This is a genomic window from Actinomycetota bacterium (assembly GCA_030017835.1).
Lineage (GTDB): Bacteria > Actinomycetota > Aquicultoria > UBA3085 > Oleimmundimicrobiaceae > Yes70-04.
Genome location: JASEGU010000007.1, coordinates 21,906 through 45,977 on the forward strand (window position 1 = coordinate 21,906; position 24,072 = coordinate 45,977).

At 53.5% G+C, this 24,072-nt stretch carries 30 protein-coding genes, 1 tRNA gene and 2 pseudogenes (1 of these 33 cut by a window edge); 32 read left to right on the top strand and 1 reads right to left on the bottom strand.

What is annotated here, in order from left to right; genetic code table 11:
• Nucleotides 1-47: 47 nt before the first annotated feature.
• From QMD53_03040 to QMD53_03100, 13 genes are all read left to right on the top strand, one after another.
• A complete protein-coding gene (locus tag QMD53_03040) occupies nt 48-962 on the top strand; it encodes a formate dehydrogenase accessory protein FdhE (GenBank protein MDI6799633.1) in 915 nt (304 codons plus the stop codon).
• Nucleotides 962-1,573: a molybdenum cofactor guanylyltransferase gene (locus QMD53_03045; protein MDI6799634.1), complete on the top strand. Its 612-nt coding sequence runs from the start codon at nt 962-964 to the stop codon at nt 1,571-1,573. The genes QMD53_03040 and QMD53_03045 overlap by 1 nt, the downstream gene beginning before the upstream one ends.
• The gene (gene mobB / locus QMD53_03050) at nt 1,570-2,067 is read left to right on the top strand and encodes a molybdopterin-guanine dinucleotide biosynthesis protein B (protein ID MDI6799635.1); all 498 of its coding nucleotides are present in this window, start codon (nt 1,570-1,572) and stop codon (nt 2,065-2,067) included. The genes QMD53_03045 and mobB overlap by 4 nt, the downstream gene beginning before the upstream one ends.
• 96 nt (nt 2,068-2,163) lie before the next feature.
• A complete protein-coding gene (gene tatA, locus QMD53_03055; GenBank protein ID MDI6799636.1) occupies nt 2,164-2,355 on the top strand; it encodes a twin-arginine translocase TatA/TatE family subunit in 192 nt (63 codons plus the stop codon).
• 242 nt (nt 2,356-2,597) lie between these two features.
• Nucleotides 2,598-3,452, top strand: coding sequence for a substrate-binding domain-containing protein (locus QMD53_03060; GenBank protein ID MDI6799637.1), 855 nt, complete (start codon nt 2,598-2,600; stop codon nt 3,450-3,452).
• 18 nt (nt 3,453-3,470) lie between these two features.
• Nucleotides 3,471-4,190: an ABC transporter permease gene (locus tag QMD53_03065; protein MDI6799638.1), complete on the top strand. Its 720-nt coding sequence runs from the start codon at nt 3,471-3,473 to the stop codon at nt 4,188-4,190.
• Nucleotides 4,166-5,242: an ABC transporter ATP-binding protein gene (locus QMD53_03070; GenBank protein MDI6799639.1), complete on the top strand. Its 1,077-nt coding sequence runs from the start codon at nt 4,166-4,168 to the stop codon at nt 5,240-5,242. Before QMD53_03065 ends, QMD53_03070 begins: the two co-directional genes overlap by 25 nt.
• A gap of 108 nt (nt 5,243-5,350) precedes the next feature.
• Entirely contained in the window at nt 5,351-6,577 is a 1,227-nt protein-coding gene (locus QMD53_03075; GenBank protein MDI6799640.1) for a molybdopterin molybdotransferase MoeA, read from the top strand.
• A 12-nt stretch (nt 6,578-6,589) separates the two neighbouring features.
• Complete coding sequence (moaA, locus tag QMD53_03080) at nt 6,590-7,576, top strand: GTP 3',8-cyclase MoaA (protein MDI6799641.1); 987 nt, start codon at nt 6,590-6,592, stop codon at nt 7,574-7,576.
• Nucleotides 7,577-7,579: 3 nt separating this feature from the next.
• Nucleotides 7,580-8,038, top strand: a complete 459-nt coding sequence (gene moaC, locus QMD53_03085; protein MDI6799642.1) for a cyclic pyranopterin monophosphate synthase MoaC — start codon at nt 7,580-7,582, stop codon at nt 8,036-8,038.
• A 10-nt stretch (nt 8,039-8,048) separates the two neighbouring features.
• Complete coding sequence (locus tag QMD53_03090) at nt 8,049-8,546, top strand: MogA/MoaB family molybdenum cofactor biosynthesis protein (protein MDI6799643.1); 498 nt, start codon at nt 8,049-8,051, stop codon at nt 8,544-8,546.
• Between the two features lie 114 nt (nt 8,547-8,660).
• Nucleotides 8,661-8,861 (top strand): DUF2892 domain-containing protein, encoded by a 201-nt coding sequence (locus QMD53_03095; GenBank protein MDI6799644.1) that lies wholly within the window; start codon nt 8,661-8,663, stop codon nt 8,859-8,861.
• A gap of 142 nt (nt 8,862-9,003) precedes the next feature.
• Complete coding sequence (locus tag QMD53_03100; protein ID MDI6799645.1) at nt 9,004-9,225, top strand: hypothetical protein; 222 nt, start codon at nt 9,004-9,006, stop codon at nt 9,223-9,225.
• 125 nt (nt 9,226-9,350) lie between these two features.
• On the opposite strand, the pseudogene QMD53_03105 reads toward QMD53_03100, so the two are convergent.
• Nucleotides 9,351-9,488: pseudogene (locus QMD53_03105) on the bottom strand (flavodoxin domain-containing protein).
• A 238-nt stretch (nt 9,489-9,726) separates the two neighbouring features.
• On the opposite strand from QMD53_03105, the gene QMD53_03110 reads away from it, so the two are divergent.
• The 19 genes and pseudogenes from QMD53_03110 to QMD53_03200 all read left to right on the top strand — a co-directional run.
• Nucleotides 9,727-10,107: a cytochrome c maturation protein CcmE gene (locus QMD53_03110; GenBank protein MDI6799646.1), complete on the top strand. Its 381-nt coding sequence runs from the start codon at nt 9,727-9,729 to the stop codon at nt 10,105-10,107.
• 10 nt (nt 10,108-10,117) lie between these two features.
• Complete coding sequence (locus tag QMD53_03115; GenBank protein ID MDI6799647.1) at nt 10,118-12,025, top strand: cytochrome c-type biogenesis CcmF C-terminal domain-containing protein; 1,908 nt, start codon at nt 10,118-10,120, stop codon at nt 12,023-12,025.
• Between the two features lie 19 nt (nt 12,026-12,044).
• Complete coding sequence (locus QMD53_03120; GenBank protein MDI6799648.1) at nt 12,045-12,767, top strand: ABC transporter ATP-binding protein; 723 nt, start codon at nt 12,045-12,047, stop codon at nt 12,765-12,767.
• A 25-nt stretch (nt 12,768-12,792) separates the two neighbouring features.
• Nucleotides 12,793-13,440, top strand: coding sequence for a heme exporter protein CcmB (locus QMD53_03125; GenBank protein ID MDI6799649.1), 648 nt, complete (start codon nt 12,793-12,795; stop codon nt 13,438-13,440).
• Between the two features lie 3 nt (nt 13,441-13,443).
• On the top strand, nt 13,444-14,127 hold the full coding sequence (gene ccsA / locus QMD53_03130; GenBank protein MDI6799650.1) for a cytochrome c biogenesis protein CcsA: 684 nt from the start codon (nt 13,444-13,446) through the stop codon (nt 14,125-14,127).
• Nucleotides 14,124-14,261, top strand: a complete 138-nt coding sequence (locus QMD53_03135; GenBank protein MDI6799651.1) for a CcmD family protein — start codon at nt 14,124-14,126, stop codon at nt 14,259-14,261. Before ccsA (QMD53_03130) ends, QMD53_03135 begins: the two co-directional genes overlap by 4 nt.
• A 1-nt stretch (nt 14,262) precedes the next feature.
• Nucleotides 14,263-15,084 carry a cytochrome c biogenesis protein CcsA gene (gene ccsA, locus QMD53_03140; GenBank protein ID MDI6799652.1) on the top strand — a complete coding sequence of 274 codons (822 nt, stop codon included), beginning with the start codon at nt 14,263-14,265 and terminating at the stop codon, nt 15,082-15,084.
• 25 nt (nt 15,085-15,109) lie between these two features.
• Entirely contained in the window at nt 15,110-15,733 is a 624-nt protein-coding gene (locus tag QMD53_03145) for a bifunctional precorrin-2 dehydrogenase/sirohydrochlorin ferrochelatase (protein MDI6799653.1), read from the top strand.
• Nucleotides 15,724-17,007 carry a glutamyl-tRNA reductase gene (gene hemA, locus QMD53_03150; GenBank protein MDI6799654.1) on the top strand — a complete coding sequence of 428 codons (1,284 nt, stop codon included), beginning with the start codon at nt 15,724-15,726 and terminating at the stop codon, nt 17,005-17,007. Before QMD53_03145 ends, hemA begins: the two co-directional genes overlap by 10 nt.
• On the top strand, nt 17,004-17,945 hold the full coding sequence (gene hemC / locus QMD53_03155) for a hydroxymethylbilane synthase (GenBank protein MDI6799655.1): 942 nt from the start codon (nt 17,004-17,006) through the stop codon (nt 17,943-17,945). Before hemA ends, hemC begins: the two co-directional genes overlap by 4 nt.
• Complete coding sequence (gene cobA / locus QMD53_03160) at nt 17,938-19,491, top strand: uroporphyrinogen-III C-methyltransferase (protein ID MDI6799656.1); 1,554 nt, start codon at nt 17,938-17,940, stop codon at nt 19,489-19,491. The genes hemC and cobA overlap by 8 nt, the downstream gene beginning before the upstream one ends.
• A 109-nt stretch (nt 19,492-19,600) precedes the next feature.
• Complete coding sequence (ahbC, locus tag QMD53_03165; GenBank protein MDI6799657.1) at nt 19,601-20,782, top strand: 12,18-didecarboxysiroheme deacetylase; 1,182 nt, start codon at nt 19,601-19,603, stop codon at nt 20,780-20,782.
• A 129-nt stretch (nt 20,783-20,911) separates the two neighbouring features.
• Nucleotides 20,912-20,986: transfer RNA gene (locus tag QMD53_03170), tRNA-Ala, on the top strand.
• A gap of 125 nt (nt 20,987-21,111) precedes the next feature.
• Nucleotides 21,112-21,321 carry a type II toxin-antitoxin system HicB family antitoxin gene (locus tag QMD53_03175; protein ID MDI6799658.1) on the top strand — a complete coding sequence of 70 codons (210 nt, stop codon included), beginning with the start codon at nt 21,112-21,114 and terminating at the stop codon, nt 21,319-21,321.
• 61 nt (nt 21,322-21,382) lie between these two features.
• On the top strand, nt 21,383-21,619 hold the full coding sequence (locus tag QMD53_03180) for a DUF4160 domain-containing protein (protein MDI6799659.1): 237 nt from the start codon (nt 21,383-21,385) through the stop codon (nt 21,617-21,619).
• Nucleotides 21,600-21,902 (top strand): DUF2442 domain-containing protein, encoded by a 303-nt coding sequence (locus tag QMD53_03185; protein MDI6799660.1) that lies wholly within the window; start codon nt 21,600-21,602, stop codon nt 21,900-21,902. Before QMD53_03180 ends, QMD53_03185 begins: the two co-directional genes overlap by 20 nt.
• A gap of 414 nt (nt 21,903-22,316) precedes the next feature.
• Nucleotides 22,317-22,670, top strand: a complete 354-nt coding sequence (locus QMD53_03190) for a hypothetical protein (GenBank protein ID MDI6799661.1) — start codon at nt 22,317-22,319, stop codon at nt 22,668-22,670.
• 164 nt (nt 22,671-22,834) lie between these two features.
• Nucleotides 22,835-23,716, top strand: a complete 882-nt coding sequence (locus QMD53_03195; protein ID MDI6799662.1) for a hypothetical protein — start codon at nt 22,835-22,837, stop codon at nt 23,714-23,716.
• Between the two features lie 90 nt (nt 23,717-23,806).
• Nucleotides 23,807-24,072, top strand: a pseudogene (locus QMD53_03200) (site-specific DNA-methyltransferase) (it continues 1,941 nt past the right edge of the window).

Consider the following 24,072-nt stretch of genomic DNA (forward strand, 5'->3'; position numbering starts at 1 on the left):
ATCTATCACATAAGGGGCCTTGGCCCCTTATGTGATTCGGATAGGAGGTGCCGATAATTCTTAAGCTCGACCAGAAGACTCCGTCAAAGACGGATATCAAGGAAGAGATAGATCGCTACAAGGAGAGCCTTTCGACCCCGCAGGGGATGCTCGACCTCTTTGGGTCGATCTTTGAGTTGCAGTCGGAATATTTGGAGAGGATCGATCCCTTGAGGCCCGAGCTATCAGAGGAGGAGATAAACGCCTCCTTGAAGCGGGGGGAGCCCTTGCTTCCGACGGCGCCAAGGGGGGAGGTCCCGCCGGTCTTGTTCAAAGAGATGCTCGCCCGGTTAGCCCTTATCATCGATGAGAGAATCCCCAGGAAGATTGCCGGTCTGGGCAGGCTCATGGGCGGCAGCGGATTGGGAATCGAAGAGGTCGGCCCGTTCGTTGAGAAATTTGAAGCCGGTGACGATCGTTTCTTTGAGCAGTTGGCCAGAGAGTGGGAGATAGAGAAGTCTGTCATTCTCTTCATGGCCACGCAACTCTTAAATCCATTCTATGATGCCTCTTCCCAAGGTCTAAGACCGAAGATCAACCACCATAACTGGGGCAGAGAGATTTGTCCGGTCTGCGGCGGCAAGCCCTTTATCGCGAAATTGAGAAGAGAGGATGGACTCAAGATCTTATGCTGTGATGCCTGCAATACGCAGTGGTGGATTCAGCGGATCCACTGTGCTCACTGCGGCAATACCGAGAGCCGGGGGTTTACCCTATTCTCCATTGAAGAAGACCAAGCTCATCAGCTCGAAGTCTGCAACGAGTGCAAGAGGTATATCAAATTGGTGGGTGAAGGGATGGCCGAGCGCCAACCAATCCCAAGGGTGGAAGATGTTGCCACCATTAAACTCGACATGATCGCCAAAAAGAAGGGGTACCTGCCGCTAGTCCAAATGCCGGCCGGTCAGAGCCGGTTGATATGATGAAGGATGTTGCATCGATCATCCTTACCGGCGGCAAGAGCAAGAGGATGGGAAGCGACAAGTGCGCCCTTAAGCTCTCCGATAAGAGCATCCTTGCCGAGCTGATCGATCTTGCCGGGCCCATTTCGAGCGAGATCATCCTAGCCGGCGGCCAATTCGAAAAGTTAGCCGCCTATGAGGTCAAAACCGTTCAGGACGAGGCGGCCGGTCTCGGCCCCCTTTCAGGGATTCTGGCCGGTCTCAAGGGTTCAAACTCAGAACATAATCTGGTCGTATCCTGCGACATGCCCTTCGTTAACAGAGATTTGATAAAAGAGATGATCGGGCGGGCGGCCGGAAACGATGTGGTCGTCTGCGAATCGCCCAATGGCCTAGAGCCCCTCTGCGCTCTCTACTCCAAGGCCTGTATTCCTCATATCGAAGCGGCCTTGGCTAAGGGTGAGAGGAAGGTCATCTCCTTCTTTGGTGAGGTCAGAGTCGAAGTCATCGCCCAAGGTGAGGTGGCCAAGATAGATCCCGATTTCTTGACCTTCTTCAACATCAATACCCCGCTCGATTTCGAGCGGGCCAGGGAGATAAGAGAGATGAAGCTTACGGGAGAGATAGAATGAAGCCCAAGGTGGTCATCGTCATCGGAAAATCTAATAGCGGGAAGACGACGCTGATTGAGGGGCTCATTCCGGAGTTGACCAAGAAGGGATATAGGGTGGCCACGGTGAAAAGGGCGCGGCACGGTTTTGAGATAGATAAACCGGGCAAGGACTCGCACAAACACGCAAGGGCGGGAGCGAGCGCGGTCCTTGTCGTCTCCGATGACCGCTTGGCCCTCATCAAAGAGCTTGAGGGCGAGCCGCCGCTTGGAGATCTGATCGAAGCTCATTTTGAAGCGTTCGACCTGGTGATCGTCGAGGGCTTCAAGGAGGAGGGTTATTCCAAGATACTGGTTTTAAGGGGCCTTGAGGGCGAGGAAGAGTTCTTGAGACTTTCAAGTATCTTAGCTCTGGTCAGCGACGAGGCAAAGGATTTTGGAAGCAAGAGATTTAGAAGCAGCCAGGCTGTAGAGGTAGCAGCCTTCATCGAGAAAGAGATAATAGCAGCTAAATAAGGGTAAATCCCTTTGACAGCCCTTTGCGCTTTGTGCTATATATACAGAGTCTTTTTGAAAAATTGGGAGGAAATCTAAATGACATTACTTGGTCTTATCGGCGGGCTTGGCATACCGGAACTTGTAATAATCTTGGTCATAGTCTTGGTCATCTTCGGGCCAAAGAAACTTCCCGAGATCGGCAAGGCCCTTGGCTCGGGCATCCGCGAGCTCAAAAAGGGAGCCGAAGGCAAGGATGAAGAGACCGAGGTTAAGAAGGAAAACGCCGAGGGCGAAGAGAAGAAATAAGGATTTATTATCCGGCAAATTTAACCGTTCAATCAAGAGAGATACCGCTTGGGTGCGGTATCTTGCGTTTTGAGGGGTTTTTGTAGCTTTTCTATTTCACTTACTTAATATATATTTTGTAATCGGAAGGCGCCCAATCTCTAACTGACCAAAGGAAGGTTGGAATCAAAAAAATAAAGGGGGTTAGCAGGGCGATCCCTTTCCGAAATTTTTGGTGCCATAGTCAAAAAAGGGGTTTTTAGTTGAAGATTAACACGCCTTTTAAGAAGCCGATTTCGGCTGTTTTTGTAGCTCTACTGATGTTTAGTACGCTATTTGGCCTTATCGGTTGCTCGCCAACCGCTAAAAAGACTGAGCCTAAAGGCGAAAAACTGATCTTGGCCACCACCACCAGTACCCAGGACAGCGGCCTCTTGGACGTTCTCATCCCAATGTTTGAAACCGACTACGGCTATAAGGTCAAAGTGGTGGCCGTCGGATCCGGCGAAGCGATGCAATTGGGGAGCAACGGAAATGCCGACGTTCTGCTGGTCCACGCCCCTGCCGATGAGGAGACTTTCATGGAGAACGAGTTCGGCAAGGACCGTAAGGCCGTTATGCACAATGACTATGTCTTATTGGGCCCAGCACAAGATCCGGCTGGGATTAGGGGAATGAAGGTGGCCGACGCTTTTAAGACCATCATGGAGAAGAAGGCCGTCTTCGTCTCACGGGCCGATAATTCGGGCACCCACAAAAAGGAGCTTAAGATCTGGGGCGCCATGGAGCCCTTGTGGGATAACTATCTTGAGAGCGGTCAAGGCATGGGCGATAGCTTGACTTTGGCCAGCAACAAGGGCGCCTACATATTGGCCGACCGCGGCACCTATCTTGCCATGAAGGGTGCGCTTGAACTGGGCATTATGGTGGAGGGGGAGGATATCATGTTCAATCCTTACCACGTTATTACAATCAACCCGGATGAGTTCGAAAAGGTCAACTATCAGGGGGCATCAGACTTCATGAATTTCATAACCCATGCAAAAACCCAGAAATTCATCGGCGAGTTCGGAGTGGATAAGTTCGGCCAGCCGCTCTTCTATCCGGATGCGGCTTAAGATTTAAAGAGAGGTTCGATGGAACTTCTGATAGAGGGATTTAAAGAGGCTCTCCATATCCTCTTATCCTTGGATCCTCAAGTAATCGAGATAACCAAGCTGACCCTGAAGATCTCAGGGTCAGCTACCCTTTTTGCCCTCATCATCGGCATACCCTTCGGTCTCTTTCTGGCCTTATACAGGTTTCCCGGCCGCCGGCTGATCGCCTCCCTGGTCAATACGGGCATGGGGCTTCCCCCGGTCGTGGTCGGTCTATTTTTGGCCCTCATCCTCTGGCGAAGCGGACCGCTCGGTTTTTTGGAGATCATGTATACTCCCCTTGCCATGGTGGCAGCCCAAGTCGTCATCGCCCTTCCTCTGGTCACCGGTTTTACCATGGCGGCCATCGGCGCCCTCGATCCCGATATCATTCTGCAGGCCAGAGCCCTTGGGGCCTCTAAAGGCCAGTCGCTTCTGGTCGTCCTGAAGGAGGCCCGCCTGGGAACCTTGGCCGCGGCCATGGCCGGCTTTGGCGGCATCATCTCCGAGATCGGCGCCGTTCTGATGGTGGGGGGGAACATCAAGAATCAGACGCGCGTCCTTACGACGGCCATCGTTCTTGAGACCAGGATGGGCCGGTTCGAGGCGGCCATCGCCCTTTCGATAATCCTGCTCGTTTTGAGCTTCTCCGTGAACTACGCCTTGACCGTCATCCAGCAGAGGGGGAGTGAGAATTGGCCGCGTCGCTTCTTAAAGTAGAGAACTTAAAGCACCGCTTTGGCGAAAGACTGGTTTTGAACCTTCCTTCATTTCAACTTGAAAGGGGAGAGACCACCGTCATCTTCGGTCCAAATGGATCGGGCAAGAGCACTCTGCTGCGCATTTTGGCTCTCCTGGAGAGGCCCAGCGAGGGCCGAAGCTATTATGATGGCCGCCAGGTCTCTTCCAAGAACTCCCTTGAGCTTGCAAGAAATGTGGTCCTGCTCTTACAGAAACCCCTCTTCTTTGCCGGAAGCGTGGCCGAGAACATCCTATTTGGGCTCAAAGTCAGAAGGGTTCCAAAGGAGGTGGCCCAAGAGAGGCTAAGCAGGGCGGCCGCCCTCTTCGAACTCGATGACTTATTGAAGAGGAGACCTCAAGATCTCTCCGGAGGAGAGCTGCAGCGGGTCAACTTGGCTCGGGCCTTCATACTCCAGCCCAAGGTCCTTCTGTTGGACGAACCATTCTCGGCTTTGGACGCGGCGATAAGGAATGATCTGATGGCCGTACTTAAAAGGGTCATCAAAGAGACCGACCAGACCACGCTCTTTGTCACTCATCACCGAGAGGAGGCGGCCCTTTTGGCCAAGCGGATGGTCGTCATGTTGAACGGTCAAATCGTCCAGGATGGCTCAGTCGAGGAGATCTTCTTGCGACCGGCCGGTCCCGAGGTGGCCAGGCTGATGGGAACCGAAGCGATACTCTACGGCCGGGTCGCCGAGAGATTGGGCGAGCTGGCCAGGGTAGCCGTGGGAGACGGGAGGTTCATCGTCGATGTTGGCGGAAAAGCGGGAGATGAGGTTACCCTCTTCATCCGGCCCGAAGACGTCTTCATCGCCAAGGAAAAGGTTCAAAGCAGCATCAGGAATTGGTTTGAAGGAGAGATAGTCGAGGTTGATTTCTTAGGACACCTCTTTCTCTTAACCCTCGATTGCGGGTTTCCGCTCAAAGCCATGGTGACCGGCCTTGCCCGCGAAGAGCTTGGCCTAGAGGTGGGCACTTCCGTTTTTGCCGGCGTTAAATCCTCCTCCATCCACGCTGTCAAAAGCTAGGCCGCCTGCGATTTTACATCGCTTAAGGAGTAGATTAAAATAGCTAGTTACTCGGTGTTACATATTGCGACCGAGGGCGATGCGCGATAGGTAATTTTAGGCGGTGATATTACGCTTAAGCCAAAAGAGGCTTTAGAAATAATTTTGAACGAGATAAGGCCGCTCCAAGCGGTAGAGATGCCCTTGTCCGCCTCCCTCAGCCAAGTCCTGGCCGAAGATATCTTCTCAAAGGAGCCCATTCCCCCCTTCGACAACTCGGCTATGGACGGCTACGCTGTAAGGTTTGCGGGCGCCCGTGGGGCTTCCAAGGATGGGCCGGTAAAGCTCAAAGTCATCTCTGACCTGGCCGCCGGCTGCTCGGATGAGTTTACGGTCAGCGCGGGTCAAGCGATAAGGATAATGACCGGGGCGCCCATCCCAAGCGGGGCCGATACGGTCGTCAAACAAGAGGATACCGATATGGGGGGCGATGAGGTTGCCATATTCTTTCCCCCAAAACTTGGAGATAACATCCGCCTAGCCGGTGAGGATATTGCCAAAGGCGAGAAGGTCTTGGAGGCCAAGCACCTCTTGCGGCCGGCCGAGATCGGGGTGCTGGCCTCTTTGGGCTGCTCGAAACTTAAAGTCTTTGCCCGGCCCAAGGTTCAAATCCTCTGCACGGGCGATGAGCTCATCGGGATAGATGAGGCGATGGCTCCTGGCAAGATTAGAAACAGCAATGCCTACTCATTGAGCTCGCAGGTGAAGGCGGCCGGAGCCGAGGCGCTCGGCTTTAGCACCGTCAGAGACGACCCGCAGGCGACCAAAAAAGCGATAAGCGAAGGGCTTAAATCGGCCGACGTCCTCATCATCACGGGCGGAGTCTCGGTCGGCGATTACGATTTTGTAAAGGAGGCCATGGAGACCCTCGGGGCCGAGCAAAAATTCTGGAAGGTCGCCCAGAGGCCCGGCATGCCGCTTGCCTTCTGGCTGCTTGGCGGCAAACCCGTCTTTGGACTTCCCGGAAATCCCGTCTCAACCATGGTCTGCTTTGAGGAGTACGTGCGGCCGGCCCTGCTCAAGATGATGGGAAGAAAGCACCTCTTCCGCCCAGAAGCTCAGGCCATCCTAAAAGAGGATTTTAAGAAGAAGGTTGCTCGCCAGTTTTTCGTTCGCGTTATAGTGCGCGCAGAGGATGGCCGCCACTACGCTTCGCTTACCGGGCCGCAGGGCTCGGGGATACTCAAATCTATGACGCTGGCAAACGGCCTTGCCGTTATACCGGCTGAAACCGACTTTGTAGCAGCGGGCGATCCGGTCAAAGTCCACCTGACCGAACTGCCGGAAGACCACTAAAGGGTGAGCAACGTGAGTGAGCTTATCGATCCATACGGCAGAAGAATAAATTATCTTCGGATATCCATCACCGATAGGTGCAACTTAAGGTGCCGATACTGCGTGCCCGAAGGCGGACTGAAATGTATCAAACCGCGCTCGGGTCTCCTCTCCTTTGAAGAGATGATCAGCTTGACCTCGATTCTAGCCGAGGAAGGGATCGAGCGGGTCAAGATCACGGGCGGCGAGCCGCTCACAAAGAAGAGTATCACCACGCTCATCAATGGTCTGGCCGCTATCAAAGGGATAAAGGACCTCTCTATCACCACCAATGGTCTTCTCTTGGCCGATCAGGCTGGATTACTCAAGGCGGCTGGGCTGAGCCGGGTGAACATTAGTTTGGACTCTCTGGACGGCGAGAAGTATTCTCGCTTGACCCGAGGCGGAGATCTAAGCGCGGTTCTAAAGGGACTTAAGGTGGCTCTTGAGGCAGGTTTTGATCCCATTAAGATAAACGTCGTCCTCATGAAGGGGATAAACGATGGGCTGGCCGATCTGGCCGCCTTCCTTGAGTTCATAAAGGAACGCCCCATCCACTTAAGGTTCATCGAATTCATGACGCTGGGAGACGGCGTCGATCCCGAATTTTTCATTCCTTCCTCTGTGATCATCGAGCGGGTAAGAAGCCTTGCCAGTCTGGTTCAGATCGAATCGCCAGCGGGCGGCGGGCCGGCCAGATACTTCGGTGTCAAAGGGGCGCGCGGCACGGTCGGGTTCATCTCTGCGATGAGCGATCCCTTTTGTGCAGAGTGCAACCGAATCAGGCTATTGGCCACCGGTGCCCTAAAGACCTGCCTCTTCACTCCCGAAGAGATCGACATAATCGGCCCGTTAAGAAACGGGGCGAGCGACGAGGAGATGAAGAGGATCCTCAAAGATGTTTTAGCCGGCAAACCCAAGGATCGCCTGGGCGGCCAGGGTGAGGATTTCAAATGGCGGATGTCCGAAATAGGAGGCTAAATCGTGAAGGATGACGATCGGACCAAGGTCCATATAATAGATGTCAGCCCCAAGGCCGAGACGCTGAGAGAGGCCGTTGCCAAGGGCTCTATCAGGATGAAGAAGGAGACGGTCGATCTGATCTTAGCGGGCAAGATGAAGAAGGGTGACGTCTTGGCCGTGGCCCAGGTGGCCGGGGTGATGGCGGCCAAAAGTACGCCGAGCCTAATTCCTCTCTGCCATCCCTTGAGGATCACCGGCGCAGACATCGATTTTAAAGTCGGGGAAGATATAATTGAGATAGTCGCCCGCGTCAGGTGTTTGGATAGGACCGGGGTAGAGATGGAGGCCCTGACGGCTGTGACTGCCGCGGCTTTGACCATCTATGATATGTGCAAATGGACGGATAGGGGCATGGAGATAGGCGAAATACACCTCGTCAGCAAGACGGGCGGAAAGAGCGGAAACTACCAAGCTAAATAGGGGGTCATCCATGAAGCTAGGTATCTTAACCATCAGCGATAGAGCGGCAGCGGGCGAGCGGGGGGACGGCAGCGGTACCCTGATTGCCGAGATTATGAGGGACGAAGGGGCGGAGGTCGTCGCCTACGAGATAGTGTCAGACGAAAAGAAGCTGATAACCAAAAACCTCATCAGGATGGCCGATGATCTCAAAGTTGATCTCATCATCACGACGGGCGGCACCGGTCTTAGCCCTCGAGATGTTACCCCCGAAGCGACTCTTTCGGTCATCGAGCGCGAGGCGCCTGGTCTCTCCGAAGCGATCAGGGCGGAGAGCTTGCGAATCACCCCTAACGCGATGCTTTCAAGGGGTGTGAGTGGGGTGCGCGGAAAGACCCTCATCGTCAATCTGCCCGGCAGCCCCAAGGCGGTCAAAGAGGGGCTCTTGGTCATCATCCCCGCCCTCGGCCACGGCATCGATATTTTGCGAGGCCTTGGCGAAGAGGCCGCCTCAGACGAGCGTTTGTAAACCGCAATAATCTTTGCGCCAAATCTCCTCCAAAGTTTTTGAAGCTAACTTCCATTTAGGGGCATCATGTTAATATATGCAACGAATTGCCGGTCTATTAAAAGGAGGATTAGCATGAAGAAGAACATGGGAACGGCGGACAGGGTCATCAGGCTTATAATCGCAATCGGGATATGGGTTCTCTACGCGATGGGCAGGATCGAAGGTCTTTTTGGAGTTATCCTTGGAATAATCGGCGGCATCTTCTTGGCGACCAGTTTGCTTGGCTTCTGCCCGCTCTATGTGCCCTTTAATTTCTCCACCAAGATGGACTAGTTATCTAAAGCTGCAGGTGTTAGTTGTGGAGCATTGTCTGGTCAACACGACTCTTTTGAGGCGCCGCAGTTATAAAAAAGGCAATGGGCGCCTCATTCTTGCTTGAAACTGGAAATTTCAGTCGAAAGGAGGTGAGAGGGAGTTGGTCAACAAAACTGAGGAGTCATCGAAGGAATGGGAGGCTAGTGGACTCTTTATTCTGGCAGGTCTATTTATCGGCATGGGGATTGGCTGGGCGCCAGGCTACCTTGCCTGGGGCCTCTTCATGGGCCCCAGGCGTCGGCCTTCTAGCCATGGCGATAACGAGGCTTTAAGTTTGGCGGTGGGTGAGATCGAGCCGCCAAATATCAATAAGGAATATTAACCACTCTTATTTATTGATGCAAAAAATCCAGCTTCCCGCTTGAAATTGCATTTTGGGGTATTTATGGCAGCGCGCCATCAACCTAACGCTCTCATCCTTGCGCTTATCGCCTCGATGATCGGTTCTATGGTGTCGTACTTTTCGAGATCTTCCGGCTTGATTTCCGAGGCCTCAAAGAGGTCCGCCCAGACCCTTTCGGCTATCCACTGGGCATATTTCTTGGTGCTTCCATGCCTTGACTTGTAGATGACGACAGTTTTCATCCCCTCTTTACCTCACTTTCCCATCGGGCCGGCTAGGCAAGCATATATTGACAAACGCCCCTCTTAAACCAATTTATCAGAAATCGGTCCATAAGGTAAGATTGAAAAAAACTTCACATCCCTTGAGGGAGGCTGACTGCCCAAATACCTCTTAAAATTACCCTTTGCAGCCGCCTTATTTGTATTTTGCACCTTTCTTGGTATGATGTATAAACTTTAAAAGTTCAAGGGGTAAGCGATGGGTAGCAGGAAAAAAAGGACGATAATCACCATCATTCTGATACTCTTTTTTTTGGCGGCGCTCCTCTACACCACGGCGAGTTCCTTCAATTACTACCGGACGCCGAGCGAGGTCTCTGGCGACCCCTCTCTCTCTGGTAAGCGGATAAAGGTTGCAGGTCGCCTCTCTTCGGAGATTGCGCCGGTGGTGGGCGGCGGACAGGCCTTTACCATCACCGATGATAAGACGGATATCAGGGTCACTTATGACAAGTCTCTGCCCCCTTCGCTTGGCGCTGAGACCGAGATAATAGTCGAGGGGACTTTTGATGGTAAAAATGGGCTGATCGAGGCGGACTTGGTTCTGACCAAATGTCCCTCCAAATATTCTTCCAAATGATGAGGTAGCAATGGCGCAGCTTGGCAGGATAAGCATCCTTATCTCCCTTCTATCTTCGGCCACCGCGGCCGCAGCCTTGCTCTATGGGCTCAAGATGAGACATGCAAAATCGGTAAGAGGCGGCCACTTGGCCCTCCTTGTCACCCTCTTTTTTACCGCGCTCGCCTCGCTTGCCTTACTCATCGCCTTTTTGACGAGGGATTTTTCTCTCACCTACGTCTACAATCATTCCAACCGGAGTCTCTCTCCGCTCTTTACGATCAGCGCTTTTTGGGGGGGTCAAGAGGGTTCGCTCCTCTTTTGGCAGCTTCTAACCTCGATCTGTAGCGCGGTCTTCTTGGCGAGCGACAGAAAAGGGCGGCTGAGTCAGCACGCTCTTTTCATCCTGGCTCTGGTGCAGCTCTTTTTTCTGGTCCTTCTGGCCGAGCCGGCCAGCCCCTTCAAGCTGATGGGTCAACTACCATCTGACGGCCTCGGTCTAAACCCGCTCCTTCTCCACCTTCAGATGGTCTTTCATCCACCCATCCTCTTTATGGGTTACGCCGCCTTTACCATACCGTTTGCCCTTGGCCTGGCCGCTCTGACCACCGGTCAGACCGATGGGGCCTGGGTTGAGCGGGCCAAGAAATGGACTCTTTTTGCTCACCTCTGTTTGGGCATCGGGATCCTGCTTGGCGCCCTCTGGGCCTACGATGAATTGGCCTTTGGCGGCTACTGGGCCTTCGATCCGGTCGAAAATGCTTCGCTTCTTCCTTGGCTGGCCGGCTCGGCCCTCCTTCATTCCTTAAACATCCACCAGAGGCGGGCCATCTTAAAGATCTGGTCGGTGGCACTGGCCGCCATCGCCTTCTTCTCCTGTCTGCTCGCCACCTTCATCACCAGGAGCGGGGTCATAGAGTCGGTCCATGCCTTCGGCCACTCGCCGATTGCCGCCTATTTCACCTGGTTTCTAGTCGTCCTGACCGCGGCCTTCATAATTCTCATCATCTTCAAGGGGCGGGTTTTTGCGTCCGATGAGATGGAATCGCTTCTCTCCAAGGACTACGGCTTCCACTTAAACAACATCCTTCTCGTCTTTTTTTCGATCGTCATCACGTTCGGCACCTTCTATCCCGTCATTACCGAGGCCGCCTTCGGCAGCCGGATATCGCTCGGCCCGCTCTTCTTCAATCGCATCATCCCGCCTCTGGGTTATATATATCTATTATTTTTGGGCATCTGTCCCCTCTTGGGCCAGAAAGCGACCGAGCGGGAAATGCTTATCAAAAAGATGACCTATCCGCTGCTTGCCGCGGCGACTCTCTTCAGCCTGGCCTTCTTCCTTTGGGGCAATAGGCTCATGGGAAGTTTGGGGTTTGGCATCTCTGCCTTCACCTTCGTCGCCACCCTTTCCGCCATATTTTCGGCTAGAGTTGAGGGGACTTCTTCGCTTGCACAAAGATTTGTCTCAAACCGCTCAAAATACGGCGGCTATCTGGCCCATCTTGGGATCGCCATAATCTTTGTCGGACTCATCGGGACCAATTTTTACGCCGCAAGCGGTCAGGCCACCTTAAAAAAGGGAGAGTCATTCATGGTGGGAGACCTTCAGGTGACAAATCTTGCGGTTAGCGTAAAAGAAGACGAAAGCAGAGTCGAAAACATCGCCGCCTTGAGCGTAGAGACCGGGGGCGAGCGGATGATAAGGGTTGAGCCAAAGCTCATTTTTCACAAGGACTTTGGCAAATCGACGGCTAAAGTAGATATCAAGGGGGGCCTTTTGCGGGATATCTATGCCAATCTGATGAAATTCCATGAGGACGGCACCGTTCACGTCGAGATCAAGATAAACCCCTTTGCCTCCTGGCTCTGGATGGGCGCCTGGGTCCTCTTTAGCGGAACCTTGGCCGCCTTCTGGCCCAAGGGGCGCGGCCGGTAACTCAATTTTGGAGCGGGATATGAAAGTCGATTCCGATTCGATCATAATCGAGAACTTAAGCTTGAGTTATGGCGTCCGCCGGGCCGTTTCGGGACTCGACCTTAAGGTGGAGAGGGGAGAGACTCTGGCCATCTACGGGCCGAACGGGGCCGGCAAGACGAGCCTGCTAAAACTGATTGCTACCCTGCTTAAACCCAAATCAGGCTCGATATCATACTTTGGTCTAACTTCCAGAGACGATCCGGCCTCCGTCAAGAGGATGATCGGATACTCCGCCCACGAAACGCTCCTCTACAAGGACCTGACCGCCCAGGATAACCTGATTTTCTATGGCGGTCTCTACGGCCTCTCCGATCCCAAGCGGCGCGCCTTAGAGATTTTGGACCTGGTCGGCTTGAGCGGGCGAAGGGGCGATGCGGTAAGATCGCTTTCGAAGGGGATGGGTCAACGCCTGGCCATCGGTCGCACCCTCCTGCACGATCCGCAAATAATCCTTCTTGATGAGCCGCTTAGCGGGCTTGACCTCAGAGCCGCCTCCATCTTTGAGCGGCTAATGAGCCGTTTAAAAGAGGATAAAAAGACGGTCATCTTCACCACCCATGATTTTGAGAGCGGTCTTGGCCTCTCTGACTCGGCCGCCGTCATGGCGGGCGGCAAGATAAGGTTTAGAAGCCAAGGGGAGGCGCCGAGCCCAAACGATTTCAAAGAGATATACGCCTCTGCGCTAGAAGGGGGCCCCTAAAGCCATTAAAGAGATACTCGTCTTGATGAAGAAGGACTTGAAACTCGAGCTTGTCACCAAGGAGAGCATGAGCGCCATGCTGATCTTCGCCCTCCTTGTCATGGCTACCTTCGGTCTCGCCTTTGGAGGCGAGCTTCCAAAGGGAATGGCCGCGGCCGGGCTGCTCTGGATAACCTTCCTCTTTGCCCACATCCTGGGCTTAAACCGCGCGTTCTTCTACGAGAAGGAGGAGGGCTGTATGGAGGGGCTTCTTCTTGCCCCGATCGACCGCTCCTGCATATATATCTCCAAGGTCCTCTCCAACTTCATCTTCTTGTCTCTGATGGAGGCCCTGGTCATACCGATCTTCCTGATCTTCTTTGCCGGTTCGGCCTTAAGCCTCATCTCTTGGCTGATGCTTGCAACCTTAGTCCTGGCCAACCTCGGGATGTCGGTCATCGGCGTCTTGCTCGCGGCCATCTCGATGAATACCAGGGCAAGGGATCTCATGCTTCCCCTCCTCTTCATCCCGGTCATCGTGCCGGTCCTGCTTGCTGCCATAAAATCGACCGAGATAATCACCGCAGGCGGGGAGGCCGGCGCGCTATTTGTTTGGCTGAGACTCCTTCTCTTTTATGATATCATCTTTGCATTGGTCGCCTTTTTGACCTTTGAATATGTCGTGGAGGAGTAGATATTGCATAGCGGCCAGCGCCTTGCACCCCTAAGGCTCATCGCCTTCATATCCGTCCTTTTATCACTCTATCTGGTCTTCTTTTATGCTCCGATCGATAGCTATCTTGGGCCGGTCCAGAAGATCTTCTACATCCACTTCGCGACCGCCATAATCCCTTATCTCGCCTTTCTGCTGGTGTTTTTGGCAAGCGTGGCTTATCTTTCGACCAGAAGGAGGGCTTTCGATCGATTGGCCCACGCTGCGGCCGAGGTGGGCCTCCTCATTGATACGATTTTGCTGGTGACCGGGACCATTTTCGGCAAGCCGACCTGGGGGGTCTGGTGGGTCTGGGAGCCGCGCCTAACTACTTCGCTCATCATGTGGCTCCTCTACGCCGGCTATCTCATGCTCCGCTCCATGACCTTGGACGGCGACAAGCGGGCAAGCCTTTCAGCCGTTTACGGCATAGCGGCCTTTGTCAGCGTTCCGATATCCTTCATGTCGATCAGATGGTGGCGGTCCGTCCATCCCCTTCTGATCTCGCCAAGCAAGATAAACTTGGATCCCTCGATGTGGGGGGTGGCCTTGTCCACCCTTGCCGCCTTCACCCTCTTATTTTTCTATCTCTTGCTCCTTAAAATGGAACTCATTGCCGTTCAAGATGGCATAGATGAAGTCAAAGAAGAAATGGGGGACCTGATATGAGCTACGTCTTAGCCGCCTATTTTGCCGCCTGGCTCCTGCTCTTTCTCTACGTATCCAGTCTGGAGATGAGGGCCGCCTCTTTGAGGAGGGATCTTAACCGGCTAAAAGAGGGCATAAAGGACGGTCGGGCTTGATATGGAGCGCTTAAGCGTCGTCTTTATGCTGCTTAGCATCTTCGCCTATCCACTCGCTTTTCTGGCCTATCTTGAGCACTTCTTCACCAGAAGGAGGATGATGGCAGGTTTGGCCACGGCCATTCTCGCCTTCGGCCTTGCTGCTCAGACGATTTCCTTCATTTTTCGGATGAGCGCTTCGGGCCACCTGCTTGGGGCGAGCGCCTACGAGTCTCTGGCCTTGGCCGCCTGGTTCGTCGTCCTTGGCAACCTGATGGTCGAGCGGTACCTCAAGATAAAGACCTTGGGGCTGGTCGTCACCCCGGTCGCTCTGCTCTTTCTCCTTAGAGCCTACTCCTACTATAAACCGCCGAGCGCCAGGGTCGCGCCCATTTCCGGCTCGTTCGTCGATATCCACTTCATCTCGATGTTTACGGCCTCGGCCGCCTTCGCCATAGCGGCGGCCTCAGCTATCCTCTATCTGATTCAGGAACATAACTTCAAGAAGAAGAGAGCGAGCGGTCTTGCCATGCGCCTTCCCTCCTTAAGCATCTTGGAGCGGGCCGAAGAGGGGGCGGTCATTTTGGGTTTCATCTTTCTGACCATCACGCTGATCACCGGGGCCATTAGGGCCAATCAGGTCTGGGGCACCTTTGTCGATGCCATCGTCATCGCCTCGGGCGTGGCTTGGCTGATATATCTCGCCTATATCCTGCTTAAAATGGTAATCGGTCTGCGCGGACGCAAACCGGCCCTCCTTGCCATCATCGGTTTCGGGGTCATTCTTGCCATACGATTTGCCGTTGTGCCGTATCTTAGTTATCTGCACGGCTACCGGGCTTAGATGCCATGGCCAAAAGGGGTTTTTGATGGGTTACTATCCGATAAATATCGATCTTGAAGGGGTAAATTGCCTGGTGGTCGGCGGCGGAACGGTGGCCGAGAGGAAGATCTTGAACCTGATTGAGGCGGGCGCCAAGGTAAAGGTCGTATCGCCCGATTTGACGCCTGCCTTAAGTCAACTTAAAGAGGCCTCAAAATTGGAGCACGTCAAAAGGGTCTACCGAGCCGGCGATCTTGAGGGAGCCCGCCTCGTCATAAGCGCAACCAGGGATGCTGCGGTCAACGGGGCCGTATCAAAAGAGGCTAAACGGTCCCACCTTCTCATCAATGTGGTCGATGCCCCAGGTCTCTGTAATTTCATCGTTCCCTCGACCGTCAGGCGGGGCGATCTCACCGTTGCCATATCCACCTCTGGGACGGCGCCGGCCCTGGCCAAGAAGATACGGAGGGATTTGGAAGATCTCTTCGATGAGGCCTACTCCGATTATCTGGCCATCCTCTCTGAGGCGCGCGCCGCGATAAAGGAGAGGTACGGGGCCGAATCCGAAAGAGCCAAGGCCTGGGAGCGGATAGTCGATCTGGACATCGCCGATCTTTTGAAGAAGGGCAACCTAAAAACCATAAAAGAGATGGTGAACGGGTGCATATAATCGTAAGCGGCCTGAGCCACAAGACGGCGCCGGTCGAAGTGAGAGAGAAGTTTGCCCTCTCGGGACCAAGACTCGAACAAGCCCTTTTGACGCTTTCCTCAAGAGAATATTTGAGCGAGACCGTCATCATCTCCACCTGCAACCGGAGCGAAATCTACGCCGTAGCGAGCGACCCGCTCCACTTTAAGGCCGAGATAAGGGAGTTTCTGCCCAGCCTCTGCGGCCTCGAGGCGGCCGAGATAGCTAAATACCTCTATTTCAAGGAGACCGATGAGGCCGTAAGCCACCTCTTCTCGGTCGCGGCCAGCCTAGATTCTATGCTGGTCGGCGAGGCTCAAATATTAGGTCAGGTCAAAGAGGCCTACGAGGCGGCCTTGGAGAGCGGAGTGACCGGCTCCATCTTCAATCGGCTCTTTAGGGAAGCCATCCTGATCGGCAAGAGGGTGAGAAGCGAGACATCGATCGGGGAGAACGCCATCTCGATAAGCTCGGTTGCCGCCTCCTTGGCCAAGAAGGTCTTTGAGTCTCTGGAGGGGCGGACCGTCCTCGTCCTTGGGGCGGGCGAGATGGGCGAGCTTGCGGTCAAAAACCTCATCGCAAGCGGAGCGAGCTCCATCTTCGTGGCCAACCGTAGCTTTGCCGCAGCTGAAGAGATGGCCAAGAGATTCGACGGCCGGGCCGTCAAATTCGATGATTTTCCCGCCGAGCTAACTCGGGCCGATATAGTCGTCGGCTCGACGGCCGCTCCCCACTCTGTGGTCACCAAGGAACAGGTGGCTGCGGCCATGCGGGCAAGGCGCGGCCGGCCCATCTTCTTCATCGATATAGCCGTGCCCAGAGATATCGACCCCAAAGTCGATGAGCTGGAGAACGTATTTCTTTACGACATCGACGACTTAAAGTCGGTGGCCGACCTAAATCTGGCCGAACGCAAAAAGGAGGCGGCCAAGGCGGCCAGGATAGTCGAGGCCGGCGTCGTCTCTTTCGTCTCCTGGCTGGGCTCACTTGAGGTCGTTCCGACCATCTTGGCCCTGAAGCGGGAGGCCGAGGAGATCCGAAGCTTCGAGACCGAGAAGTTTCTCTCCAAACTCTCTCACCTCTCTGCGGCCGATAAAGAGACAATAGACGCCCTTTCGAGTTCGATAATAAACAAACTGCTTCATCGCCCGATAATTTCACTCAAGGAATGTGCCAACACCAAGGGCGGCTATGTTCACATAGATTCCTTGAGACGGATCTTCAGCTTGACCGAAGGCGGTGATGACAAAGAATGAAGAGGAAAAAGATAGTTATCGGCAGCCGCGAGAGCAGGCTCGCCCTTTTTCAGACAAGCCTTGTGGCCGAAAGGCTTAAGAGCGACTTTGAGGTGGAGATAGTCAAGATCAAGACGACCGGCGATAAGATTTTGGACTCAGCCCTCTCGGCTATCGGAGACAAGGGCCTCTTCACCAAGGAGATAGAGACGGCTCTGCTTGATGGGGAGATAGATATGGCCGTTCACAGCATGAAGGATCTGCCGACCGAGCTTCCGGCCGGGCTCATGATAGGGGCCATACTAGAAAGGGAGGATGCCGGCGACGCCTTGATCTCGAAGGGAAACCTTCCCCTGGCTAAGCTTCCCAAAGGGGCAAAGGTGGCAACCAGCAGCCTTCGCCGCCGGGCCCAACTATTGAGCTTGAGAAGTGATTTAGAGGTGGTCGACATCAGGGGCAATCTCGATACCAGGATCAACAAGTTCGATGGCGGCGATCTGGACGCCGTAGTCTTGGCGGCGGCCGCCCTCATCAGGATGGGGCACAAGGAGAGGATCGCCCAAAAGTTCACCCCCGATGAGATGCTTCCGGCCGTTGGTCAGGGGGCCATCGGCATAGAGACAAGGGCCGGCGACGAACGGGTTTATGCGGCCATAGCGGGCCTCAATCATCCGGCCACCTCGGTGGCCGTTCTGGCCGAGCAGGCCTTTTTGCGTAGGCTCGAGGGCGGTTGTCAGATACCGGTTGGAGCGCTCAGTTCGCTAGATGATGAAGGTCTTGAGCTGATCGGGCTCATTTCGGATTTGAGCGGCAAGAGATTGATAAAGGGCTGGATGATCGATGAAGAGATCCGCCCCGAAGAACTTGGCAAAAACCTTGCCGAAAACTTGCTCAAACAGGGGGCGGGCGAAATACTCAAAGAGATAAGGGAGAGGGCTCCAGGTGATAAGGATGGCTAAGGGTAAGGTCTTTCTGATAGGGGCCGGCCCGGGCGATCCCGGGCTCATAACGGTCAAGGGCAAAGAGGCTACCTCGGCGGCCGGCGTTGTCATCTACGATTATTTGGTAAATCCTGCTCTGCTCAAATATGCCAATGAGCAGGCCGAGCTCATCCATGTGGGCAAGAGCGGCGCATTTCATACCCTAGAGCAGGATGAGATAAATAACTTGCTGGTCGATAAGGCCAGGGCCGGTTGGACCGTTGCTCGCCTCAAAGGGGGAGATCCCTTCATCTTCGGGCGGGGCGGCGAAGAGGCTTTGGCGCTGGCAGCTGAGGGCCTTGAATTTGAGGTCATCCCGGGCGTCTCCTCGGCTTACGCCGCTCCGGCCTACGGGGGCATTCCGGTCACCCATCGGGGGATGGCAACTTCTGTCTCTTTCATCACCGGTCACGAGGACCCCACAAAAGAGGAGAGCGAGATCGACTGGCAGGCTTTGGCCCATCTCAAAGGGACGCTCGTCTTTTTAATGGGGGTCAAAAATCTTGGCTTAATCTCAAAGCGTCTGACCGAAGCGGGCAAAAGCGGGGCGACACCTGCCGCCGTCATCAGATGGGGGACGACCGCTTCCCAAGAGACGGTCAAGGGCACTTTGAGCGACATCTCGGATAAGGTGAAGGCGGCAGGGCTCAAACCTCCGGCCATAACCGTTATCGGCCAGGTGGTCAATCTCTCCGATGACTTGGCCTGGTTTACCAAAAAACCTCTCTTTGGTAAGCGAGTGGTCGTTACTCGCGCTCGCAGCCAAGCGAGCGCCCTTAGCGCAAAGCTTGCCGCTCTTGGGGCTGAAGCCATCGAATTTGCCACTATAAAGATAGTGCCGCCCACCAATTTTGAGGCGCTAGATCTGGCAATTTCTAGTATCACTAACTCCAAACTCCCGTCTCCCGACTCCAAACCAGCCTTTGATTGGATCGTTTTTACCAGCGCAAACGGGGTTAAGGCTTTTATGGAAAGGTTGAATCATCTTGGCACAGATTTGCGAGACTTAAGTGGAATAAAAATTGCGGCCATCGGGCCTGCCACAGCAGGTGAGCTTGGGATGCACAATCTAAAGGCCGACCTAATCCCAACCGAGTTCGTGGCCGAGGCGGTGGCCCAGGCATTAAAAAGTGAGGGTGTTTCGGGGGCAAATATTTTGATTCCAAGGGCCGAAGAGGCGAGAGACGTCCTGATAACCGAGCTTGAGGCGGCCGGAGCCAAGGTTACCGTTGCCCCGGTCTATAAGACAGTCATAGACGGAGCGGGCGGCGAGCGAGCCCGGGCGATGCTGGCCAAAGGCGAGGTTGATTTCATCACCTTCACCAGCTCTTCTACGGTAAAAAACTTCGCTAAGAGCTTTAAGGGCAATAATACCGGAGAGCTTTTAAAGGGCGTAAAGATAGCCTCAATCGGCCCGATAACCTCATCTGCTGCCAAGGAGCTGGGCTTAAAAGTTGACATTGAAGCTAAAGAGTATACGATTGACGGGCTCGTTGAAGCGATCTGTAGCTATGAGGCAAAGTAGTTTAGATTGGAATTTCCAAAAAGCCGAATGGTAAAGGGCAGTAAATTAAATTTTCCTAGCTGAGACTGTGGGCCAAAGGCCCATCCACCTCTGGCGGAGAGGCTAAAATATGATAGGAATATCCAAACTATACATGGGAGCGGTCGAGCCGTCCGACGCCTTAAGATATGGGCGCAGGTCGAACTGCTTGCCCTCGCACCTCTTGCAGTTCTCGATCGACAAAAAACCGGTCATCGTTTGGAACTGCACCAAGCGCTGTAATTTGAATTGCGTCCACTGTTACTCCCGTTCGACCGATGAGGGCGGCCAAGGCGAGTTGACCACGGCTGAGGCTAAGGCGATGATCGATAACTTGGCCGATTTTGGCGCGCCCGTCCTTCTCTTTTCGGGCGGCGAGCCGCTCACCCGAAAAGACTTGCCTAAGCTTGCTGCTTACGCAAAAGTGAAGGGGCTTCGGGCCGTCATCTCCACCAACGGCACCTTGATCGACAAAGAGATGGCCCAAGTCTTAAAGGAGATCGGCCTCTCTTACGTTGGCATCAGCATCGACGGCCTGCGCGAGGTGCATGACAACTTCCGCAGAAAAGAGGGCGCTTTTGAGGCTGCTATAGAGGGTCTTAGAAATTGCAAGGAGGCTGGGATCAAGGTGGGCCTTCGTTTTACTATGAACGCCAGAAACGCAACTGAGATTGATGGCGTCTTTGATCTTATGGAGAAAGAAGATGTGCCTCGCATCTGTTTTTATCATTTGGTCTATAGCGGACGCGGCAGTGAGCTTAAAGAGGAGGACCTAAGTCATAACGATACCCGCGCGGCTCTAGATTTAATTATCGAGCGGACAAAAAGGATGTTTGCAGCTGGCAAAAATCCCGAAGTTTTAACGGTGGACAATCATGCCGATGGGCCATATTTATACCTTAAGCTTTTAAAGGAAGACCCAGAGCGGGCGGCCAAAGCTTTAGAACTCCTTAAGATGAATGAAGGCAACTCAACGGGGATTGGCATCGGCTGCATAAGCTGGGATGGCTCGGTCTACCCCGACCAGTTCTGGAGGAATCACCTCCTGGGAAATGTGCGAGAAAGGCCATTTGGCCAGATTTGGACCGATACCTCCAATCCTTTTTTGGCGGGGCTTAAAAGTAGGAAGCCCCTGATTAAAGGAAGATGCGCGAGCTGCAAGTGGCTGAATATCTGTAACGCCAACTTTAGGGCTCGGGCTGAAGCGGTGACCGGCGACACCTGGGAGTCCGACCCGGCTTGCTACCTCACCGATGAGGAGATCGGGCTGTGAGTTAAAAGCTGTTAGTTGGTAGTTTTTAGTCTTAATGTGGTTAAAACGGCCACAAATGAGTATACTTTTAACTTGTTTTTAAGCCTCGTCTTCCTAGTGGCCGTCGGCTGATAGCTGGTGGCTGAATCTGGGGGTGTAGCTCAGTGGGAGAGCGCTACCTTCGCAAGGTAGAAGTCGGCGGTTCAAATCCGCTCACCTCCACCAAGTTTCTTCCTCCTTCATTAATTGCTATCGATCAACCTCTGACGTTAGACGGCTCAAATTCAAGCGCAAAAGCCGATAATCCATGATAATATTATTTACAGAGCAGGCCTATGAAAGAGATAAATATGAGAACTTTTACCGCTGTTGTGGAGAGATGTTCTGAGACTGGCCTTTACGTTGGGTTTATTCCAGGATTTCCCGGAGCGCACTCACAAGCCGAAACCTTAGACGAACTTAATGAAAACCTCAAAGAGGTAATTGCCATGCTTCATGAGGAGGGAGAGCCAGAATTAGAGGGCGAGTTTGTATGTATTCAGAACGCCATCAGGTTGTGATGATCAGACGCACCTATCAAGCCGTCGCGATGATTAGGCTTAAGGGGAGCGGGGAAGCGTAATGCCGACGGTGTTTAAAATCGGCTCATACAGATTTTTCTTCTACGCTGGTGATTGGGGTGAACCTAAACACATTCACGTTGAGGCCGATAAGAAAGTTGCTAAATTTTGGCTAGACCCAGTTGTGCTACAAGTTAGCGGCGGGTTTAATCGTATTGAAATTAGTCAAATCTATAAGATAATTAATGAGAACCAAAAAGAAATCGAGGAGGCCTGGGATGAATATTTCGGCACTTGAAATAGAAGTTCCAAGGATTGAAAGAGCTGATATAGCCGAAGATACATTGACGGTTGATCTTAGCGACGGAAGAACTATCTCAGTTCCTTTGGCATGGTTTCCAAGACTTATGCACTCTACCCTTAAAGAGCGCAGCAACTGGAGATTAATTGGCAAAGGTGAAGGCATTCACTGGGACGATATTGATGAAGATATCAGTGCTCAAAGTTTGCTTTTTGGGAAACCCTCAGGTGAGAGCCAAGAATCTCTCAAAAAGTGGTTAAAGAGTAGGAAATCTAGCTGATTCCAAGCCGTTAAGCTAAAAACGCTACCTTCGCAAGGCAGAAGTCGGCGGGTCAAATCCGCTCACCTCCACCAAGTTTTTCTATCCTTTTATTGTTTTGTCTCACTACTTTTCTTGACACGCCTTAAAGAAAAGTAGCAAAAGAAGGACGGCCTAATCATTTTTTTAACGGCTTTAAAATCACGGGGGCTTAAGGTGCCTGCAGAACTCGCCCCTTCGGGGCTCAAACAACTTCGGCACTTTTCTTAAGTCCCCTATTTTTCCGCCTAAAAATGATATGGCGGCTTAAAACATGGAGGCTGGCGACGGGAATCTGACAGCCCCTCTTCATTGAATATTGCCGTCGCTTGGCATAAGATTATTTGTAGCAATTTTATCATATAATTAGCTGGTCTAATGAGGATTGGAGGAACGATGGCAGGGGATCCAACGAATTTTCAAAAAGACAAAGAAGGCGCTTGGAACAAAGCGATGGATGAGGCGGCCAATACGGCCCAGGCCGCAGGCCTTGGCGCCGTTGCAGGGGGCTTGGCTGCTGCCGGCCTTGGTTTGACAAATCCCGTTGTTGGAACGGTCGGCATAGGGGCCGGGGTTGGATTTATAACCAGCGAAATAGCGCAAGCGGCCGGCGAAGCAAGCGTAGATACGGCTGGGCCTGCTTTAGAAGAGAAGATCACAAGAGAGGCAGTAGAAATGAAGAAGGAAAATCCTGATATGCCCGCTGCTGAAGCGCTTAGGATAGCCAGAGAGCAAAATACGCAAAAATAGATTCCGGCATTATTTGAGCGTCGTGTGTTATGACGCTAATTCGGGGGTCAAAGGTGTTATGAAGAAACCATATAATTGTTGCTGGGTAGACAGGCTGGGCTCTGATGTGGAAGCGTAGGCTGCGAGAGGGTGAACACGAGGCTCGTGCTACATATGCCTTGATCTTGAATCGGCTCTTCTCAGCCGCTCTTAGTGCCGCACCCCTCGACACGGTTTGCACACTCCTTAGGGTCGGTGGCCTGCAGTCCGCGAACTGGGATGCGTTTGAGGAGTCCCAGAAGGCGTTCGAGGACTACAATTGGCTGCTGAAGACCGTTCTCAGGCGTCGGGGTCTCACGTCGGGGCGCAGGGTGGGACTCCTGATGTACTGCCAGGCAGTCGAGATGACCGCACCCCACGAAGTTCTCGCGAATCTGCTCCGTTGCGCAGCGAGAAATCCGTATGTCATTGATCCCTTTGCCGACCTTGTGCGCAGGAAGAAGGAGGTTTTGTCCTCGACCATTCCACCTAGCGCCAAGCAGAAGTTCCTCAGGATCAAATATCTGGCACAGGTAGTCAGACAGACCGAACTCGAGTCCACCATCGACGACGTGTTCGACAATCGCGTCCGAAACGCCTTTTCTCACTCGGACTATATCCTCACTGACTCCAGTTTCCGCTTCAGCGAGGGGGGATTCGCCCAACATATGAACGTGGAAACCCTCGACGGTCTACTTGCGCGGGCATTCACGTTCTACGGCGTTTTCCTAGACCTGCATCGTGAATGGCTGCGCATCTTGGGTCGCGGAAAGCGCTTTCACAAATGCCCCAACTACGAGGTGCTCGAGCTCCTGGTCGCTGAGAATGAGGGGGTGTACGGCTTTCACGTTCACTTCTCCAATAGTACTCGCTCTAAGTGCAGCCGGCGCAAGTCAGGCACCGAAGCTACAAACGTGTTCTTCGAGACCGATGGCACCATCAACTACATGGTCGGGCTTCTAGACGATCTCGAGCCCGTGTGGAAGATCAATGGCTCGCCGGTCAAGGACTGGGATGAACTCGCGTAGGCTGCCCGCTCAAACCGCAACCATTATGCCCAAAGCCGTTAGGTTTGAATTATCAGTTTCCAAACAAGTAAGCGAAAAACAAGGAATTCTATGCCAAGATTGACTGAGCAGGAACAACAAGAGATCATCCGCTACGTTGAGGCGAATAAGCCTCTGCCGGAAAAGTACCGCTTTCTGCTCTTTGAAGAGAAGCGGGAGGTGGAGCTGGTCTGGAATGGCAAGACGGGCGAGGTCTGCAATATCGTCCTGCCCTTTCAGGTGATCGAGCAGGTGGACGAGCCACGGGCGGAGAGGGATATCCGCTTGCAGATGAGCCTGTTCGACGTCGACGAGCGGGGGCGTCAAATCAAGGGTTG

What these genes read in the sequence shown, in the direction of transcription:
- QMD53_03180 (MDI6799659.1), top strand. Translation starts at nt 21,383, where the DNA reads ATGCCGACGGTGTTTAAAATCGGCTCATACAGATTTTTCTTCTACGCT.
- QMD53_03125 (MDI6799649.1), top strand. Translation starts at nt 12,793, where the DNA reads ATGAAGAAGGACTTGAAACTCGAGCTTGTCACCAAGGAGAGCATGAGC.
- QMD53_03135 (MDI6799651.1), top strand. Translation starts at nt 14,124, where the DNA reads ATGAGCTACGTCTTAGCCGCCTATTTTGCCGCCTGGCTCCTGCTCTTT.
- QMD53_03095 (MDI6799644.1), top strand. Translation starts at nt 8,661, where the DNA reads ATGAAGAAGAACATGGGAACGGCGGACAGGGTCATCAGGCTTATAATC.
- QMD53_03045 (MDI6799634.1), top strand. Translation starts at nt 962, where the DNA reads ATGAAGGATGTTGCATCGATCATCCTTACCGGCGGCAAGAGCAAGAGG.
- QMD53_03185 (MDI6799660.1), top strand. Translation starts at nt 21,600, where the DNA reads ATGAATATTTCGGCACTTGAAATAGAAGTTCCAAGGATTGAAAGAGCT.
- QMD53_03190 (MDI6799661.1), top strand. Translation starts at nt 22,317, where the DNA reads ATGGCAGGGGATCCAACGAATTTTCAAAAAGACAAAGAAGGCGCTTGG.
- ahbC (MDI6799657.1), top strand. Translation starts at nt 19,601, where the DNA reads ATGATAGGAATATCCAAACTATACATGGGAGCGGTCGAGCCGTCCGAC.
- ccsA (MDI6799652.1), top strand. Translation starts at nt 14,263, where the DNA reads ATGGAGCGCTTAAGCGTCGTCTTTATGCTGCTTAGCATCTTCGCCTAT.
- QMD53_03065 (MDI6799638.1), top strand. Translation starts at nt 3,471, where the DNA reads ATGGAACTTCTGATAGAGGGATTTAAAGAGGCTCTCCATATCCTCTTA.
- QMD53_03175 (MDI6799658.1), top strand. Translation starts at nt 21,112, where the DNA reads ATGAGAACTTTTACCGCTGTTGTGGAGAGATGTTCTGAGACTGGCCTT.
- QMD53_03120 (MDI6799648.1), top strand. Translation starts at nt 12,045, where the DNA reads ATGAAAGTCGATTCCGATTCGATCATAATCGAGAACTTAAGCTTGAGT.
- QMD53_03090 (MDI6799643.1), top strand. Translation starts at nt 8,049, where the DNA reads ATGAAGCTAGGTATCTTAACCATCAGCGATAGAGCGGCAGCGGGCGAG.
- mobB (MDI6799635.1), top strand. Translation starts at nt 1,570, where the DNA reads ATGAAGCCCAAGGTGGTCATCGTCATCGGAAAATCTAATAGCGGGAAG.
- QMD53_03115 (MDI6799647.1), top strand. Translation starts at nt 10,118, where the DNA reads ATGGCGCAGCTTGGCAGGATAAGCATCCTTATCTCCCTTCTATCTTCG.
- QMD53_03145 (MDI6799653.1), top strand. Translation starts at nt 15,110, where the DNA reads ATGGGTTACTATCCGATAAATATCGATCTTGAAGGGGTAAATTGCCTG.
- cobA (MDI6799656.1), top strand. Translation starts at nt 17,938, where the DNA reads ATGGCTAAGGGTAAGGTCTTTCTGATAGGGGCCGGCCCGGGCGATCCC.
- hemC (MDI6799655.1), top strand. Translation starts at nt 17,004, where the DNA reads ATGAAGAGGAAAAAGATAGTTATCGGCAGCCGCGAGAGCAGGCTCGCC.
- QMD53_03110 (MDI6799646.1), top strand. Translation starts at nt 9,727, where the DNA reads ATGGGTAGCAGGAAAAAAAGGACGATAATCACCATCATTCTGATACTC.